Origin of the sequence: Streptomyces sp. NPDC050085, assembly GCF_044460595.1 — a bacterium.
Lineage (GTDB): Bacteria > Actinomycetota > Actinomycetes > Streptomycetales > Streptomycetaceae > Streptomyces.
The window spans coordinates 1-16694 of sequence record NZ_JBITJZ010000026.1 but is presented as its reverse complement, the minus strand read 5'-3'; the positions used below and the strand labels follow the sequence as shown (position 1 = coordinate 16694).

Genomic DNA, 16694 nt, shown 5'->3' with positions numbered 1-16694 from the left:
CCCGCCATGCCCACCACCCAGTCCCCCGCCCCGGCCGCCACCGGGAGCGTCACTCCGCAGCAGGCGCGGTTCGCCCGCCGCTGGACACCGCGCCTCGTCGCGTTCGGCGAGTTCATCGACGGCTACGACCTGCTCGTCATGGGCGCGGCCATGATCTTCCTCAAGCCCGCCTTCGACCTGACGAACTTCCAGGTCGGCTGGCTCGGCGCGATCGCCTTCATCGGCGCCGCGGTCGGCCTCGTCGTCTTCGGCGACCTCTCCGACCGCTTCGGGCGCAAGGTCATCTTCGTCATCAACCTGGTCTTCTTCGTCGCCGCCTCGATCGCCGCCGCGTTCGTCACCGAGGTCTGGCAGCTGATGATCGCGCGGTTCCTCATCGGGGTCGCCGTCGGCATGGACATCCCGACCTCGCACGCGTTCCTCGCGGAGATGTCCCCGAAGGCGCGGCGCGGCCGGATCGCGGGCTCGCTGCCCAACATGATGTGGCTGGGCGGCGCCATCACCAGCGTGCTCGTCGCGCTCGCGCTGCGGGACGCGGCCGGTCCTGACACCTGGCGCTGGATGTTCGGGCTCGCCGCGATCCCGGCCCTCGCGGTGCTGATCGCCCGCCAGTTCCTGCCGGAGTCGCCGCGCTGGCTGCGCGCGCAGGGGCGGCACGAGGAGGCGCGGCGGGTCTTCGAACTCCTCGGCGTGGAGGAGCCGAAGACCGCGCCCGCCGCCGAGCAGCGGGACCTGCGGGAGCTGCTGCGGGGCGGCGCCGGACGCCGTCTCGCCGTCGTGGCCGCGTTCTTCGCGTTCAACTCCTTCGGCGGCGCGGTCGCCACCGTCGCGGGCCCGCTGGTGATGACGGCGGCCGGGATCGGCGCGCAGCACGCGCTGTACTTCTCGCTCGGCGGATACGTGATCGGCCTGGTCGGCGTCCTCGTCGGCGCGCTCGTCATCGACCGGATCAACCGGCGCACGATGGGCATCGCGGCCTGCCTCGGGGTGTTCGCGGCGGGCCTCGGCATCGCCTACCTGGGCCCAAAGAGCGACGGGGCGCTGCTGGTCTTCTGGCTGGCGTACTCGCTGCTGACCTGGTTCGGTCCCGGCGTCCTTGCGTGGGTGTGGTCGTCCGAGGCGTTCCCCACGCAGCTGCGCGGCGTCGGCTCCGGGCTCACGCAGGCCGCCGCGCGCCTGACGGCGGCCCTGAACGTGACGCTCGTACCGACCATGCTGGAGTCCTTCGGCCTCAAGACGGTCGCGCTCGCGGCCTGCGCGTACGTTGTGTGCGCGGGCCTCGTCGCCGCCTCCCCGTTCCTGGCCACCACCGGGGTGGAGCTGGAGGAGGTCAACGCCCAGCAGGCGTAGACGAGTCGAGACCGTACGAGAGAGGGCTTGGGGACGATGACCGTGACCGACGACCGGCGCACCCCCGCGGGTCTGCGCCGCGCCAACACCGCGGCCGCACTGCGGGCCGTGCTCGACGAGGGGCCGCTGCCGCGCGCGGACCTGTCGGAGCGGCTCGGCCTCGCGGCGGGCACGGTCAGCAGGATCGTCTCGCCCCTGGTCGTCGCCGGTCTGCTGCGGGAACTGCCCGCGCTGACCGGGGGCGGCGGCCGCCCGCGCGTCCCGGTCGACCTGGTGCCGGGCGCGCGGTACGCGATCGGCGTCCATCTGGGCCGGCAGCGCACGACGGCAGGACTGGTGGACCTGCGGGGCCGCGTGCACGAGGTGCGCACGCACGAACGCGGCCCGGGCCCGGTGGACCAACTCCTCGCGGGGGCAGCCGAGTTGGTGGCCGCTCTGCGCAAGGAAGCGGGTGCGACCCCCGTCCTCGGGGTCGGCGTGGCCACCGGCGGCTGGGTCGAACCGGTCACCGGGGTCGTCGTCGACAACGAGGCGCTCGGCTGGCAGGGCGTACCGCTGCGCTCGCTCCTGACGGAGGCGCTGGGCACGGACGTGCCCGTCGTCGTCGACTCGGGCGCGCGGGCGCAGGCGACCGCCGAGGTGTGGTTCGGCTGCGCGCGCGGCGCCGAGACGTCCGTGCACCTGTTCACCGGCAACGTCATCGACGCGGCCCTCGCGATGGGCCGCCGCGTGCACACCGGGGCGCGGGCCGCCGCGGGCGCGGTCGGCCACCTTCCGATACGCGCCTCGGGTCCCGCCTGTGCGTGCGGGCGGCGCGGGGTGCTGCAGGCGGTGGCGTCCGACCGGGCCGTGACCGAGGCCGCCGCGGCGGCCGGACTCGTCGACGCGGACGCGGACTTCGCGCGCGTGGGCGAACTCGCCGCGTCCGGCGACGCCACCGCCGACGCCCTGCTGCGCGAACGCGCCCGGCACATCGGCGCGGCCGTCGCGCACCTCGTGGACCTCTTCGACCCCGGACTCGTCGTCCTGTCCGGCGGCGTCCTGCCCTACGCCGACGAGGTGCGGGCCGAGGCCGCGCGCCTCATCGGCCGCTCCTGGAACCCCGCGTGCGTCAAGGCGACGGCGCTCGGGCCGCACGCGCTCGCCGCGTCGTCGGGGGCGCTGCTCCTCGCGTCGTACTACGCGGACCCGCTGGCGTACGAACACCTCAACTGACCGTCCATAGAGAGGCCTTGACGCACGTGACCGCTCCGCCCGCCCTCAGCGGCCGCACGCCCCTGCACACCGTCCGCGTCACCGCCCGCACGACCTGGCTCCTCGTCCAACAGGGCGCGGGATGGGGCGAGTTGTCGGACATCCCGGAGGCGGAGGCGGCACGGCTGCTCGGCTCGTCCGACGCGCTGCCGGACACGTTCGCGGGCCGTACGGTGGCGGGCGGGCTTCGCACGGCGCGGGCGGACGCGGCGGCGCGCGAGGCGGGGCTGCCGCTGGCGGACTGGCTGTCCGGGCGCACCGGCCTGCCGGTCCTGCGCCGCGCGATCCCCCTCTACGCGAACATCAACCGGGCCGTACGGGAACGCACCCCCGAGGCCGCCGCGGACGTGGCACGGGCGGCGGTCGCCGCCGGGTATCCGACGGTCAAGATCGCCCCGTTCGACGGCCTGACGGGCCCGGACCGGATCGGCCGCGGCCTGGACATCGCGCGGGCGGTCCGCGAGGCGATCGGTCCCGGCCGCGAACTGCTCCTGGACGCACACCACTTGCTGACGGTCGCCGAACTCGTCGCCCACGCACAGGAGTTCACCGCCCTGCGGCTCGGCTGGCTGGAGGACACGGCCCGCCTCGACGACGTACGCGGGCTGCTCCGCGTACGGGAGGCGATCGGCGCTCCGCTGGCGGGCGGTGAGTTCGCGGCCACGGAGGAGGAGGTGCGGCCCGCCCTGGCGTCGGGGGCGCTCAGTGTGCTGATGCCGGACGTGAAGCACGCGGGGGGTCCGTTGCGGGTGCTGGACCTGGCCTCGCTCGCCGCGGAGCACGGGGTCGCCGTGTCCCCGCACAATCCGAGCGGGCCCGTCGCCACGGCGGCCAGCGCCCACGTCTGCGCGCTGCTCCCTGCCGGGCCGCCGCTGGAGACGATGTTCGGGGAGGTCGCCTGGCGGGCCTCGGCGGTGACGCCCGTTGAGCCGATCGTCTCCGGCGGGTATGCGATCGGGGGCGGGGCGGGACTCGGGGTGTCGCCGGTGACATCGCCGGCTGACGGCCGGTGGGGCTTCTCGCGCAGTTCCCCGTGCCCCTGAGATGCCTGCGGCATCTCGGGGAAGGCTGCGCGCAGCGCATGCCTTCAGGGGCGCGGGGAACTGCGCGCCCAGCCACGAACCACCCGCACCCGGCAACCGATCCGCAAGCCGCACATCCCTGGCCGCACTCGCACACAAAGGAGCCGCACCATGACCACCGCCCTCGTGCTCGGCGCAGCCGGCGGCGTAGGACGCGCCGTCACCGCACGCCTGGCCGCCGACGGAGTCGCCGTCGTGGCCGTCGATCAGAACCCCGCCGTGCACCAACTCCCGGACGTGGCCGCCGCGTTCGACGGCGACGCGACCGACCCGGCCCTCACCGCCCGCGCCTTCGAGGCCGCCCCCGAACCCCCGGCGATCCTCGTCCACGCCCTCCTGTGGGAACTCCGGGCCCCGTTGGCCGAGTTGAGGCCGGAGCAGTGGCACCGGGTCTTCGACGTCGGCCTCGTCTCCGCCTGGCAGGCGGCCGCCGAGCTGGTGCGGCGCAAGCCCGAGGGGGCCGATGCCCGCATCGTGCTGATCGGGTCGGTGCATGCGCACGGCGCCGCCCCCGGCTGTGCCCCGTACGCCGTCGCGAAGGCGGGACTCGGCGCTCTCGCCCGCGCCGCGGCCGCCGAGTGGGGACCCCTGGGCGTCCGCACCAACGTCGTGGAGCCGGGGTTCGTCGCCATCGAGCGCAACGCCCACCGCTGGCAGGACCCGGCCGAACGCGCCCGCGTCGAGGCCGCGTACCCCCTGGGCCGGCTCTGCTCCCCGGAGGAGATCGCCGAGGTCGTCGCGTTCCTGGCCGGGCCCTCGTCCTCGTACGTCAACGGGATCTGCCTGCCGGTCGACGGCGGGGCGCTGGCCGTGCTGCCCGAGGTGAACGTCCCCGCGCCGCAGGAGAGTTGAGAATGGAGGTGCTGACACCGCTGCCGCCTGACACGCTGCACCGATGGACAACGAAGAGATCTCCCGCATCGCCCACACCGGCCACCCGATCAAGGCCCCGCTCGGCGACGAGTCCGTGAGCCGCCTCCTCGCCCACGCCCTGCCGCACGGCGACGGGCGCGCGCTCGACCTCGGCTGCGGCACCGCCGAGTGGCTGCTGAGAGTCCTGGCCGCGCACCCGAAGGCGCGGGCCGAGGGCGTCGACATCGCCGAGGGGTCACTGGCACAGGCGCGGCAGGCCGCACAGGAACGCGGGGTCGGGGACCGCCTCGCCCTGCACCACGCGTCGGCGGCGGACTTCGCCCCCGACCACGGTTTCGACCTGGTCCTGAGCGTCGGCTCCGCGCACGCCTTCGGCGGTCTGCTGCCCACCCTGGAAGGGGCGCGGGCCCACCTGGCGCCCGGCGGCCGGGTACTGATCGGCGACGGCTACTGGCAGAGCACGCCGACGCCCGAGGCCATCGAGATGCTCGGCGACTTCACCGACCTCGCCGGCACCCTGGACCGGGTGACGGCGGCGGGCTGGACCCCGGTGTACGCGCACTCCAGCACCCGGCACGAGCTCGACGACTACGAGTGGACGCTGTGGGGCGCGCTGGCCGACTGGGCCCTTGACCACCCCGAACATCCGGACGCCGCCGAGGCGTTGGCGACGGCCGGACAGCGTCGCGAGGAGTGGCTGCGCGGTTACCGGGAGTCATTCGGCTTCGTGTGCCTGGTCCTGCGTCGCACCCACGAATGAGGGGCCGGGCCGCGCGGGGGTCATACTGAGCCATGACGAAGTCCGGGACACCCAAGCGCCACCTGCCCACCAGCCCCTTCAAAGCCCCGGTCGCAGCCGCCCTCAAGCATTTCGAGGCGGGCGATCAGGTCACGCACGACGTGTACGGACTGGGCCGGGTGGTCTCCGTCGAGGACGGGACCGCGGCGCTCGTGGATTTCGGCGCGACGCAGATGCGGATCCTGAGCCCGTACACCAAGATGACCAAGCTGTAGGACCGTTTTTGTGACCTTCGGTGATCCCGGAAGGGCGCCTCATTCCTGGGCGCCCTTCCGGGACCTGCCGGCCGACGGCTACGGCAGGTTGCGCACCATGACGATGCGCTGCACCTGGTTCGTGCCTTCGTAGATCTGCGTGCTTCACGGAGAACACGGCTCTGAACTGAGGAGAACGCCTCCTGTCGAGACACCTCCCCAGCATTTCCCCATGATCACGATGGCGTCGCACCGGGTTGTTGCTGGTCATGCGCTGCCAAGCACAGCGCGCCGCTTCCCCGCTGCTCAGAGGTACTGCGGCCATGACTCGCTCCGCCAACTTATGCGAGGACGTGACTAGAGGCTCGCCGCTCTTGTGGCGCGGGTAAGACGCTCCGTAACTTGCTGACCACACAAGGCCGGAGGGGGTCTCAGTGGACGAACTACGCATGATCGCGGGCGGTCCGTGCAGGAGCACTGACGACGACAAATGCGGGAACGGCGACTGCCCGACTGTGTACGAGACGGCAGAGCCCGGGATGTTAGCCATCCAGGGGTACGACGTGGACCGGCAGTCGCCCGCAGGGGAATCGGTGATCCTGGTCCCCGAGGAGATCCTGAAGGAGGCCGCACGTGCCCGTGGATGGCTCTAGCCCGATCCTGCTGGACGGCGAGGAGTGGCAGTCGTACTTCCGGGACTTCAAGCGCTCCGCGTTCCGCATGGAGGTCCACCAGACCTACTCGATGCCCGCCGAGACGGAGACGGTCCGCGCGTTCCTCTCCGGGGAGCCGATGCCAGAGAGCTTCAACGCTTCATGGCACGACCTGATCCGGGAGCACGCCGCAGCCGGGCGCGGGATGACGCGGGCCAAGCTCGTGCGACGACCCCTGACCGACTACAGCCGCTACCTGTTCGAGTGGTGCATCCCAGGCAATGTCGCGGCCGGGGAGAACTACCAGATAGTTGATTTGACGGACGGCACGATCCCGGGCCTTCCAGAACAGGATTTTTGGCTGTTCGACGAAACCACGGTGGTCCACCTGAACTACCGCGAAGACGGAACTCAGATCAACCGTGAGCTGATCCAGAATCCCGACATCGGAAAGTATCTCCGGTGGCGGGATCTAGCACTCGAAAGCGCAGTTCCATTCAGTGCCTATCGAACCTGAGACACAGGCACAGGAGCGCAAGGATTTGGCGGGGGCTCTTCGGAGCCTCCGTCGCGCTGCTGGATTGAGCGGCGAACGCCTGGCCGGTCGCTGCAACATGAGCCAGACAAAGATCAGCCGGATTGAGACCGGCCGCGCCCTTCCTACCGTCATGGATGTCGAACGCATCCTGAAGGCTCTCGCGGTTCCTGGTGAAGTGGCTGACGAGATACTGCGGCTCGCGCGCAGGGCGAATGTGGATTATGCGTCCTGGCGGACCTATGCCCGAGTGGGGTTGCACCAGAAGCAGGCCGAGTTGAAGGCCCTGGAGTCTTCCTCACGGGTGATGAGGCACTTCCTGCCTGCCATTCCTACGGGCCTGCTGCACGTGCGGGACTACGCGACTGCCACCCTGTCGCCCACTGTGGAGAGTGATCCGGCCCGGGACGTGACCAGGGCCGTGAACGCCCGCATGGAGCGCCAGAAGATCCTGGACGACACCTCACGGTCGTTCTACTTCCTGATGACCGAGCAGGCCGTCAGATGGCGTCGTGCGCCCTGGGAGGTCATGGCCGCACAGTGCGCGCACATGGCGAAGGTGAACGAGAAACCGAACGTGCACCTGGGCGTCATCCCTCATGATGCCGAAGTTCCCGGCACGCCCATGAATATCTTCGTCGTCTACGACGATCGGCTGGTTACGGTCGAACTCTTCTCTGGTGAAGTCGTCCAGAGGGACCCCCGAGACATATCCCAGCACCTTGGTTTGTTCGACCTGTTCTGGGAGCACGCACTCACGGGTGAGGCTGCCACGGCATTCCTTACCGACTCAGCACAGGCCTTTATGCGTCAACGTAACTAGCGCTTCCTTCAAGACCTTTGATTCCCAATGATGGACTCATGGCGAGCAACGAGGAACCACAGCAGCGGGGCTGGAGACTCGACCCGATTCCCAGCCGCAAGGCGTACCGGGACGATGACGGATTCATTCGTGTACCCATGTGGATTGCCAAGGACGGCAAACACGTTGCGGACACCGAAATGGTTCTGCTGCCCTCCGAGGCCGCGCTATTGAGCGAGCGCCTGACCGAGGCTCTTGCCGGTTCCCTCACGATCATGCAGGAGCTGTTTCACGGCGATGTCCTGGCGGAAGGGCCGGGCGTCACGGTGGTCTCCAAACTCCCCCGCTCAGCCTGAGGCAGCACACTCCCCGATCACTTCCGCCCGACACGGGCGGAGGACAGTCCTGCCCTGGGACTGTCGGACACTCAGGAAGGCACCGCGATGACCGACCTGTACGCACTCCCCATCCCTGAAACCGCCGTGTCCAACAAGGCCTGCGGCGGCCCCTGCACCGAAGGGTGCGTCACCCTCACCAAGATCGGTGACGACGCGTGGGCCCTGGGCGACAGCAAGAAGCCCGACATGACCCCGCTGCGCTTCACCTCTGAGGAACTCGACGCGGCCGGAATCGATCCGGCTCGCTTCACCGTCTCGGCCTGACGGTCGCTCCATCTCCGATCGGTCTCCGTCCCCCTCCAACAGGCGGAAGCCGGTCGGATCCCACTCCCTTGCACCCCCAAAGGGGAACCAGCAGTGCATCACCATGGGTATCTGTGGACCGGCTCCAAGCAACGGCTCGACCAGGAGGGCGACAGGCGGCCCGCACACCCCAACCCGCCGCCCCCGCCAGCCGGTGACGACGACACGGACGGGATCAAGCTCAACCGGCGCTATCGGGAAGCCGGGGCGGAGTTCCGCTCAGGAGGCCTGCCTCCGATGGAGACCGCTCTGTGGCTCACCAAGCCCAGGGAGTTCGTCCGGGGCACGTGGACGGAGCCCAAGGAAGCTGCCGAGTGGCTGGGCGCGCAACTCGCCGAGTATGCACCCCGGTTCATGTCGGAGTCCGACCGTGACAGCACCTTCCTCGCGGTACTGGTCAACTCGGCGGCCGAACGGCTCGGTTGGGGCGGTGACGCGTCCCACGGCTTCTACCTCGAACGGCCCTCGTTCCTGTACCTGGCCCTGGTGACGTGCTCTCCCAACCGTGCTGCCCCAGACCTCCCCTGCCCGACGCGATAACCACCCCTGGCAAGAAGGAGCGCAAAGCGATGACCCGCTCCGTCCTGCGGTACGCGAAGCACCGGATCACACAGCATCCGGATACGGAAGTGACGTTCGAGGCCAAGTGCCTGACATGCGACTGGGAAGCCGCCCCTTTCCTCGGACGGCGCGGCTGTGGACGTCGAGTGCATGAGCCACACCGGCCGCACCCAGCACACCCGGTTCCGCCGCATGTGCACATCGGTCGCCCTGGTCGAACGGGCGTGACACCGAAGCAAAGAAGCCCCGGCCCTATTCGGGCCGGGGCTGTTGTGTTGATTGGTTAGAGCAGAGCGCGGAAGGGGTTTGCGTCGAGATTCGGTTCCGGCCGCTTCGGAGCGGGGGCAGGCATGGAGGTCTGCTTGGGCTCCGGGCGGTAGGTGTCCAGACGCACGACCGTGGCGCGGTTCTGCTCACGCTGCGGCGCGGCCGGCATAGGTTGAGCAGCCGTTTCGGTGGACACAGCGTCTTCGGAAGCGTCACCGCGCAGCGTGAAGACGGTGGCTGGACGGCCGCTCTTCCCCGAACGTTCTACGGTCACGACGATGCCGGTCAGTTCCTTGACCTCGGCGGCCGACGCTCCCACGTACGGGAGCACCTGAGACGACGTGGCACGTCCGCCGTGCAGCTCGATGCGGGCACGGACCTTGTCCTCGAGACTGAACGGCTGACGCTTCACCTTCGGGGCGCTGGCCCCCTTGGTGATCCGGACGGCATCGCTTCGGAATCTCTTCAGTTCTGGTTGTCCAGCCACTTCTCCAAGTCGGCCGGTCGGCATCTGAGGGACTGGCCCACCTTGCGGAACGGGAGCTGTACAGCTCTCCAGTTCCCGTACACCCAACTCCGGGGCTTGCTCAGGTAGTTCGCCACTTCATCAACGGTCATCAGCTTGGTCACATACTCCCCAGGAAATGAAAGAGCCCCCGAGAGGCCTCGGGGGCTGTCGAAATGTGAAGTTCGCTTGTGGATCAGCTTTCCGCGTCGCTCATCGAGTTCAGAACTGCTCGGGCCTTGTCCGTGAGTTCTCCACCGGCCTTACCGGCGACCGTGCCCAAGTAGCCATCCCTGCGTGCCTTTTTGAGGTGGTCCTTGATTGTCTCCGGGCGCCGCTCCACCACCCTCGCCAACCATCTGACAGGCGCGGGCGCCCCGGCATCGGCCATGCCCTTGTACGTCGCAGCGAGGAGAGCCAGGTAGCGCTCGGAGACACCCTCGTCTGCCAGGAGGCGGCCAGCTCGCTCCCCTGACTCGCTGAGTCTCTGAGCCGCGTCCTCCAAGGTGCTCTGCATTTCCGGAGCCTGCTTGGCCAAGTTCATGGCCGCCGTGAGGTCGAGCCTCCGAAGAACTGTTGTGGAGATGCCTCGGGCCACGTCGCGCGCAGGAGCACCGTCCGCCCGCTCCACAGTGATGCGCTGCGGCCCACCTGTGACGGGGCCGGTCGGCCACCACATCCGGATCACCCAAGCGCCCTGCTCCTGCGAGAGACGCCGGGTGGTCCGTGCGTCATCAGCGGGAGGGGAAGCCTGTGGCTCGGGCGTGGGTGACGCGGTCCAAGGACGATCCGAAGAAGTGGACGACGTTCTGGTACGACCCGGACGGCAAGCAGAGACAGAAGAGCTTCGACACCAAGAAGCGCGCCGACGACCACCGGAAGCGGAAGGAGCAAGAGCTAGACGCGGGCACGTACTTGGACGACCGGCTGGGCAAGCAGCCTGTGACGGCCGTCTGGGAGCAGTGGATGAATCAGCGGAAGCTGACCAACAGCACCAAGAAGCAGTACCGATCCATCCTCAACACGACCGTTGAACCGTTCTTCAAGGCCCGGTCCATCGTGTCTCTCAAGGTCGCGGACATTGAGCAGTGGGTTTTGTGGATGGAGCAGGATCGGAAGCTGTCGGCGCGCACTCGGCGTCAGCGGTTCTCGTACTTCTCCGGAATGATCGATTGGGCCGTGATCAACGAGATCATCGGCCGCAACCCGTGCAAGAAGATCCGGCACGCGGGTAGCCGCGCCAAGGAGATTCGCGAGCACAAGAGCAAGGCAACCCGTCTGACGACCCGCGAGGTCCTGGCGATGTTGGACGGCTGCCCGCCCAGGTACCGCGCGATGCTGTGGCTCATGGCGGGGTGCGGGCTGAGGCTTGGTGAGGCCATGGCCGTTACACGCGATCAGATCGACTTCAAGACCGAGACGCTTCGTGTGGACTTCCAAATCACCGAGGACGGCGCCACTGAGTCCGGCAAGAACAGCGCGATCCAGCGGCGACACATCAAGGCCCGGGACGAGGAAGAGCCAGGGCGTCTCGTGCCCCTGCCGCCCAACGTCGCCTTCGAGCTGCGGCGACACATCAAGAACCACGGCGTCTGGGGGCCGGAACGGCTCCTGTTCCCCAATGTCACACGCACCAACTACCTCTACGCGTCGTACTTCTACCCAAAGATCTGGATGGTGGCGCTGAAGAAGGGCGGGGTGCCCTACTGCAAGCCTCACTCTGTCCGGCACTACTACGGATCGCGTCTGCTGTACGCCGGAGTCCCTGAGAACGACGTGGCCGACTGGATGGGGCACAGCAGCACAGACGTGCTGAGGGAGCACTACCACTACATCTTCGAGGGGGCCGAGCAGCGCGGTCGGGCAGCCATCGCGACCATGCTGACGCCCGGCGCCGACGACCCCACGGAGAATGAGGCGTCAGAGGTCGTCTGATCCACGTACGACAACAGCCCCCGGCACGATGCCGGGGGCTGTGTTGTTTGTGCTGGTCAACGACTGTTCTCGGGGCTCAACTCCCCCAGGATTTCCCCAGGATGACGCCCATGAACACCCTTGATCGGGCTGCAATGGGCGGGAAGGCAAGAGCCCACTTCCAGAGCCTTCATACCGCCTATGACCTGCAAAAACCCTGCTACGGAAGGTTCCTCGCCATGACGATCCGCTGAACCTGATTCGTACCTTCATAAATCTGCGTGATCTTGGCGTCGCGCATCATGCGCTCGACCGGGTAGTCACGGGTGTAGCCGTAGCCGCCGAGCAGCTGGACCGCGTCCGTGGTGACCTCCATCGCCGTGTCCGAGGCGAAGCACTTGGCGGCCGCACCCAGGTACGTGAGGTCGGCGTCGCCGCGCTCCGATGCGGCCGCGGCCTGGTAGGTCAGGGCCCGGGCGGCGGAGATCTTCATCGCCATGTCCGCGAGCATGAACTGGATGCCCTGGAAGTCGGCGATGGCCTTGCCGAACTGCTTGCGCTCCTGGACGTAGCCCTTGGCGTAGTCGAGGGCGCCCTGCGCGACACCGAGCGCCTGCGCGGCGATGGTGATGCGGGTGTGGTCGAGGGTCTTCATCGCCGTGGCGAAGCCGGTGCCCTCGGCGCCGATCATGCGGTCGGCGGGGATGCGCACGTTGTCGAGGTAGACCTCGCGGGTCGGCGAGCCCTTGATGCCGAGCTTCTTCTCCGGGGCGCCGAAGGAGACGCCCGGGTCCGACTTCTCGACGACGAAGGCGCTGATGCCCTTCGAACGCTTCTCGGGGTCGGTGACGGCCATCACCGTGTAGTACTCGCTCACGCCCGCGTTCGTGATCCAGCGCTTCACGCCGTTCAGGACCCAGTCGTCGCCGTCGCGCACCGCACGCGTCTTCATGCCGGCCGCGTCCGAACCGGCGTCCGGCTCGCTCAGGCAGTACGAGAACATCGCGTCGCCCTTGGCCAGCGGGCCCAGGTACTTCTTCTTCAGCTCCTCGGAGCCGGAGAGGATGACGGGCAGCGAGCCCAGCTTGTTCACGGCGGGGATCAGGGAGGACGAGACGCAGGCGCGCGCCACCTCCTCGATCACGATGACCGTGGCGAGCGCGTCGGCGCCCGCGCCGCCGTACTCCTCCGGGACGTGCACCGCGGCGAGCTCGGCCGCGACGAGCGCGTCGAGCGCCTCCTGCGGGAAGCGCGCCTCCTCGTCGACCGCGGCGGCGTGCGGGGCGATCTTCGCCTCGGCCAGCGCACGGACGGTCTCCCGGAGCATGTCGTGCTCCTCGGACGGGCGGTACAGGTCGAACGCCGCGTTTCCGGCGGTCCCGGTCTTGGAAGCCGATCCGGCCAAGGTGTCTCACGCTCCAAGCGATGCTAATTACCGTTAAGTAACCCAAATTTTAGGCCGCCGCCCACGCCATGGATACGTGAGTTGCGCGACAGCGGGAAAGTTGCCCGCTGAGGGGCCCGCGCATGCCCCGACTATGCTCGACCAGCGCACGCAGCACCCACACCTCTGGAGCCCCGTTATGGCCCTCAAGATCACCGTGATCGGCACCGGCTACCTCGGCGCCACGCACGCCGCGGCCATGGCCGAGCTCGGCTACGAGGTGCTCGGCCTGGACGTCGTACCCGAGAAGATCGAGATGCTGACGCGGGGCGAGGTCCCGATGTACGAGCCCGGTCTCGAGGAGCTGCTGCGCAAGCACGTCGCCGGGATCGAGGGGTCGAGCGGGCGGCTGCGCTTCACGATGGACTTCGCGGAGGTCGCGGACTTCGGCGACGTCCACTTCGTCTGCGTGAACACGCCGCAGAAGCACGGCGAGTACGCGTGCGACATGAGTTACGTCGACGCCGCCTTCTCCTCGCTCGCGCCGCACCTGAAGCCGGGCGCGCTGGTCGTCGGCAAGTCGACCGTGCCGGTCGGGTCCGCCGAGCGGCTGGCCGAGATCCTGCCCGAGGGCGCGGAGCTGGCGTGGAACCCGGAGTTCCTGCGCGAGGGCTTCGCCGTGAACGACACGCTGCACCCGGACCGGATCGTGGTCGGGGTGACCAGCGAGCGGGCCGAGAAGCTCCTGCGGGACGTGTACGCGACGCCGCTCGGCGAGGGCACGCCGCTCGTCGTGACGGACTTCCCGACGGCCGAGATGGTCAAGACGGCGGCGAACTCCTTCCTCGCCACCAAGATCTCCTTCATCAACGCGATGGCCGAGGTGTGCGAGCCCGCGGGCGCCGATGTCGCCAAGCTGGCCGAGGCGATCGGCTACGACGACCGCATCGGGCACAAGTTCCTGCGGGCCGGGATCGGCTTCGGCGGCGGCTGCCTGCCCAAGGACATCCGCGCGTTCATGGCGCGGGCCGGCGAGCTCGGCGCGGACCAGGCGCTGACCTTCCTGCGCGAGATCGACTCGGTGAACATGCGGCGGCGCGGCGCGATGGTCGAGATGGCGCGCGAGGCTCTCGGCGGCGGCTCGTTCCTGGGCAAGCGGGTCGCGGTGCTCGGGGCGACGTTCAAGCCGGACTCCGACGACGTACGGGACTCGCCCGCGCTGAACGTCGCCGGGCAGATCCACCTCCAGGGCGGCCAGGTGACCGTCTACGACCCGAAGGGCATGACGAACGCCCGCCGCCTCTTCCCCACGCTGGGGTACGCGGAGACGGCGCTCGACGCGGTGCGGGGTGCGGACGTCGTGCTGCACCTGACCGAGTGGCGGGAGTTCCGGGAGCTCGACCCGGCCGAGCTCGGCGCCGTCGCTGCGGAGCGGGTCGTTCTGGACGGGCGCAACGCGCTGGACCCGGTGTTGTGGCGCGAGGCCGGCTGGACGTACCGGGCGATGGGCCGCCCCTCCGCGTAGCGGTACGGGCATACGGCCCACGGGCCCACTACGGGCCTACTTCGCGCGGTACCTGCGCATCTTCGCCCGCGCCCCGCACACGCTCATGTCGCACCAGCGGCCCCTGCCCGCCGGGCTGCGGTCGTAGTAGGCCCAGTGGCAGTCCTCGGCCTCGCAGGCCTTGAGGCGGACCCAGGTACCGGCCGCCTCGGCCTGGGCGATCGCCAGGGCCACCCTCGAGGTGAGCGGGGCGCTGTCCGTGCTGTCCGTGCTGTCCGGGAGGACGAGTTCCGCCGAGCCGTCCTCGGCGTCGATCGCCACCGTCAGCGGGGCCCGCGTCAGCAGGTCGCCGAGCGGGGTCACCTCGCGGTGCGGGGGGTGGCCCGCGTGGGCCAGGCACGTCGCGCGCAGGGACTCGCGCAGCTCTCGTACGTCGTCGAGGTCGGCCCGGGTGATGCCGAAGCTCCGGCGGACCTCGGCCCGCTCCAGCGCGTCCTCGCCCGTGGTGATGTCGAGCAGCGTGTTCACCAGGGCCTCGATCAGGGCCAGGCCACCTGGTGCGGGCGCACGGTCGGTCATGGTTGCGACGTTACCTCTTGTGCGCCAGTATGCGGTAACGCGGCGGTTACCGCATGGGCCGCTGTAAAGGTAACTCCGAGGAGGATCCTCATGCCTGTCGCACAACTCGGTGTCGTAGTCCTGGACTGTCCCGAACCGCGCGAGCTCGCCGACTTCTACGCGGCCGTTCTCGGTGGCACCGTCACCGCGGACGACGGCGAATGGGTCGATCTCGAGGTGCCGGGCGGGCAGCCGCTGGCGTTCCAGAAGGCTCCCGGGTACGTGGCACCCGCCTGGCCCGCGCCCGACGCCTCGCAGCAGTTCCACCTGGACCTGACCGCGCCCGACCTGGACGTCGCGGAGAAGGAGGTCCTCGCGCTCGGGGCGACGGTGCTCGACGCGGCGGACCGCTCGCGTACGTGGCGGGTCTACGCGGACCCGGTGGGGCACCCGTTCTGCCTGTGCGCCGGCTGACCTACGGCGTGGCGGTCGAGGGGCCCCGGCGCTGCTGCGCGGCACGTGCGGTGAACTCCGCGCCGCGCAGCACCCGTTGGACGTTGCCCCAGGTGAGCAGCGCGAGGTCCGGCTCCGTCCAGCCGCGGTCGAGCAGTTCCGCGATCAGGGCCGGGTAGCCCGCGGCGTCGGTGAGGCCTTCGGGGTGCGCGTCCCCGGTGTCGTACATGCCGGAGAGCCCGACGGACTCGGGGCCCGCGACGCGTCGTACGTGGTCCAGGTGGTCCGCCACGTCGCGCAGCGCAGGGCCCGTCCTCGCCACCGAACAGGGCACCAGGCACAGGCCCTTGTGCGCGCCGAGCGCGGCGAGGAGGTCGTCGGGAACGTTGTCCGGGTGGCCGTTCAGGGCGCGGGCACCGGAGCGCGTGAGGACCGCGGGGGCCTTGGACACGGCGAGGGCGCGGTCGGCCGTCGCCGGGGTCGCGCCGGTGAGGTCGATGAGCATGCCGAGCCGGTTCATCTCCCGTACGACCTCTTCGCCGAAGCGGGTCAGGCCGGTGTCGGCGTCATCGCTCCAACGCGTACCGGCAAGCGTGAGGACGCGCAGGCCCAGCGTGTACAGGGCGCGCAGTGTGCCCAGCGAGTCGCCCGCCGCGGCGGCCGGGGCCGGTCCCGGGACGACGCCGATCCGGCCGTGCGAGCGGGCGTCGGCGGTCTCGGAGGCGGAGCCGGCAAGCCGCAGGCCCTCCGGGTAGCGGGCCACGACGTTGTTGACCAGGTCGATCTGTTCGAGCGCCGAGGTGACCGGCCGGGTGTCGTCGAGGCGCAGCGCCCACAGCAGGGCGCCGGTGCCGCCCGCGCGCAGCCGTGGCAGATCCGCCTCGACGGCGCTCTCGCCCAGCTCCAGGTCGTACCAGGGCAGGGTGTGCAGCGCGCCGGGCAGACCGCAGTAGCCGTCCGCCACGGGGTGCCTGGCCAGCAGGGCGCGGGCCGGGGTCGGGTCGGGTTCGGGGAGCGCGGGGAGGGATGCCGCCGCGAGCACGCCTGCGTCTGCGGGGGCATTCAGTTCGTCCTGCAGGTCTGCCATGGCACGGCTCCGGCCGTCGGTGCTGACGTTCGGACCACCGTGGCACGGGCCGCGGGGGGCGGTCTCGGTGGGGTGAGCCGAACGGGGGTCGAGCGCGCGACCCGGGTCGGAGCGGGCGTCCCCGGGTCGGGCTGGGCCCTTGTTGTATCGCGCACCCGGCGCTCGGGGGCCGCCTTGCCCACCCTGCCGCCCCAGGCGGCAGACTGCCCAAGGCGGGG

Annotated in this window: 20 protein-coding genes; 14 read left to right on the top strand and 6 right to left on the bottom strand. The window is 69.9% G+C overall.

Annotation, left to right across the window (positions count from 1 at the left end):
- Window positions 1-6 precede the first annotated feature (6 nt).
- The 11 genes from ACIBUY_RS41490 (at window position 7) to ACIBUY_RS41440 (ending at window position 8783) form a co-directional block, all read left to right on the top strand.
- Complete coding sequence (locus tag ACIBUY_RS41490; RefSeq protein WP_399155450.1) at window positions 7-1350, top strand: MFS transporter; 1344 nt, start codon at window positions 7-9, stop codon at window positions 1348-1350.
- 36 nt (window positions 1351-1386) lie between these two features.
- The gene (locus tag ACIBUY_RS41485) at window positions 1387-2565 is read left to right on the top strand and encodes an ROK family protein (protein ID WP_399155465.1); all 1179 of its coding nucleotides are present in this window, start codon (window positions 1387-1389) and stop codon (window positions 2563-2565) included.
- 26 nt (window positions 2566-2591) lie between these two features.
- Entirely contained in the window at window positions 2592-3647 is a 1056-nt protein-coding gene (locus ACIBUY_RS41480; RefSeq protein ID WP_399155464.1) for an enolase C-terminal domain-like protein, read from the top strand.
- Between the two features lie 150 nt (window positions 3648-3797).
- Window positions 3798-4538 (top strand): SDR family NAD(P)-dependent oxidoreductase, encoded by a 741-nt coding sequence (locus tag ACIBUY_RS41475; protein WP_399155449.1) that lies wholly within the window; start codon window positions 3798-3800, stop codon window positions 4536-4538.
- Window positions 4539-4581: 43 nt separating this feature from the next.
- On the top strand, window positions 4582-5319 hold the full coding sequence (locus ACIBUY_RS41470) for an SAM-dependent methyltransferase (protein WP_399155448.1): 738 nt from the start codon (window positions 4582-4584) through the stop codon (window positions 5317-5319).
- 32 nt (window positions 5320-5351) lie between these two features.
- A complete protein-coding gene (locus ACIBUY_RS41465; RefSeq protein WP_365566431.1) occupies window positions 5352-5573 on the top strand; it encodes a hypothetical protein in 222 nt (73 codons plus the stop codon).
- 612 nt (window positions 5574-6185) lie between these two features.
- Window positions 6186-6722 carry a DUF6879 family protein gene (locus tag ACIBUY_RS41460; RefSeq protein WP_399155447.1) on the top strand — a complete coding sequence of 179 codons (537 nt, stop codon included), beginning with the start codon at window positions 6186-6188 and terminating at the stop codon, window positions 6720-6722.
- The gene (locus tag ACIBUY_RS41455) at window positions 6706-7563 is read left to right on the top strand and encodes a helix-turn-helix domain-containing protein (RefSeq protein ID WP_399155446.1); all 858 of its coding nucleotides are present in this window, start codon (window positions 6706-6708) and stop codon (window positions 7561-7563) included. Before ACIBUY_RS41460 ends, ACIBUY_RS41455 begins: the two co-directional genes overlap by 17 nt.
- 38 nt (window positions 7564-7601) lie before the next feature.
- Entirely contained in the window at window positions 7602-7898 is a 297-nt protein-coding gene (locus ACIBUY_RS41450; protein WP_399155445.1) for a hypothetical protein, read from the top strand.
- Window positions 7899-7985: 87 nt separating this feature from the next.
- Entirely contained in the window at window positions 7986-8204 is a 219-nt protein-coding gene (locus ACIBUY_RS41445) for a DUF397 domain-containing protein (RefSeq protein ID WP_365566427.1), read from the top strand.
- Window positions 8205-8297: 93 nt separating this feature from the next.
- Window positions 8298-8783: a hypothetical protein gene (locus ACIBUY_RS41440; protein WP_365566426.1), complete on the top strand. Its 486-nt coding sequence runs from the start codon at window positions 8298-8300 to the stop codon at window positions 8781-8783.
- Between the two features lie 304 nt (window positions 8784-9087).
- Here the strand turns inward: ACIBUY_RS41440 and ACIBUY_RS41435 are convergent, their stop codons facing one another.
- The 3 genes from ACIBUY_RS41435 to ACIBUY_RS41425 all read right to left on the bottom strand — a co-directional run bounded on the left by ACIBUY_RS41435 (window position 9088) and on the right by ACIBUY_RS41425 (window position 10174).
- Window positions 9088-9483 (bottom strand): hypothetical protein, encoded by a 396-nt coding sequence (locus tag ACIBUY_RS41435; protein WP_365566425.1) that lies wholly within the window; start codon window positions 9481-9483, stop codon window positions 9088-9090.
- 53 nt (window positions 9484-9536) lie between these two features.
- Window positions 9537-9701, bottom strand: a complete 165-nt coding sequence (locus ACIBUY_RS41430; RefSeq protein WP_366078490.1) for a helix-turn-helix domain-containing protein — start codon at window positions 9699-9701, stop codon at window positions 9537-9539.
- Window positions 9702-9772: 71 nt separating this feature from the next.
- Window positions 9773-10174 (bottom strand): hypothetical protein, encoded by a 402-nt coding sequence (locus ACIBUY_RS41425; protein ID WP_399155444.1) that lies wholly within the window; start codon window positions 10172-10174, stop codon window positions 9773-9775.
- Window positions 10175-10302: 128 nt separating this feature from the next.
- Between ACIBUY_RS41425 and ACIBUY_RS41420 the strand changes: the two genes are divergently transcribed.
- Window positions 10303-11511, top strand: a complete 1209-nt coding sequence (locus ACIBUY_RS41420; RefSeq protein ID WP_399155443.1) for a tyrosine-type recombinase/integrase — start codon at window positions 10303-10305, stop codon at window positions 11509-11511.
- A gap of 199 nt (window positions 11512-11710) precedes the next feature.
- On the opposite strand, the gene ACIBUY_RS41415 is transcribed toward ACIBUY_RS41420, so the two are convergent.
- Window positions 11711-12895, bottom strand: a complete 1185-nt coding sequence (locus tag ACIBUY_RS41415) for an acyl-CoA dehydrogenase family protein (RefSeq protein WP_365566422.1) — start codon at window positions 12893-12895, stop codon at window positions 11711-11713.
- A gap of 178 nt (window positions 12896-13073) precedes the next feature.
- Here ACIBUY_RS41415 and ACIBUY_RS41410 point away from each other — a divergent pair, with 178 nt between their 5' ends.
- A complete protein-coding gene (locus ACIBUY_RS41410) occupies window positions 13074-14399 on the top strand; it encodes a UDP-glucose dehydrogenase family protein (RefSeq protein ID WP_399155442.1) in 1326 nt (441 codons plus the stop codon).
- Window positions 14400-14435: 36 nt separating this feature from the next.
- Here ACIBUY_RS41410 and ACIBUY_RS41405 read toward each other — a convergent pair whose 3' ends face one another.
- Complete coding sequence (locus ACIBUY_RS41405) at window positions 14436-14957, bottom strand: CGNR zinc finger domain-containing protein (protein ID WP_399155441.1); 522 nt, start codon at window positions 14955-14957, stop codon at window positions 14436-14438.
- A gap of 90 nt (window positions 14958-15047) precedes the next feature.
- Here ACIBUY_RS41405 and ACIBUY_RS41400 point away from each other — a divergent pair, with 90 nt between their 5' ends.
- A complete protein-coding gene (locus ACIBUY_RS41400) occupies window positions 15048-15410 on the top strand; it encodes a VOC family protein (RefSeq protein WP_365566419.1) in 363 nt (120 codons plus the stop codon).
- Window position 15411: 1 nt separating this feature from the next.
- On the opposite strand, the gene ACIBUY_RS41395 is transcribed toward ACIBUY_RS41400, so the two are convergent.
- Entirely contained in the window at window positions 15412-16476 is a 1065-nt protein-coding gene (locus tag ACIBUY_RS41395) for a membrane dipeptidase (protein ID WP_365566418.1), read from the bottom strand.
- Between the last annotated feature and the right edge of the window lie 218 nt (window positions 16477-16694).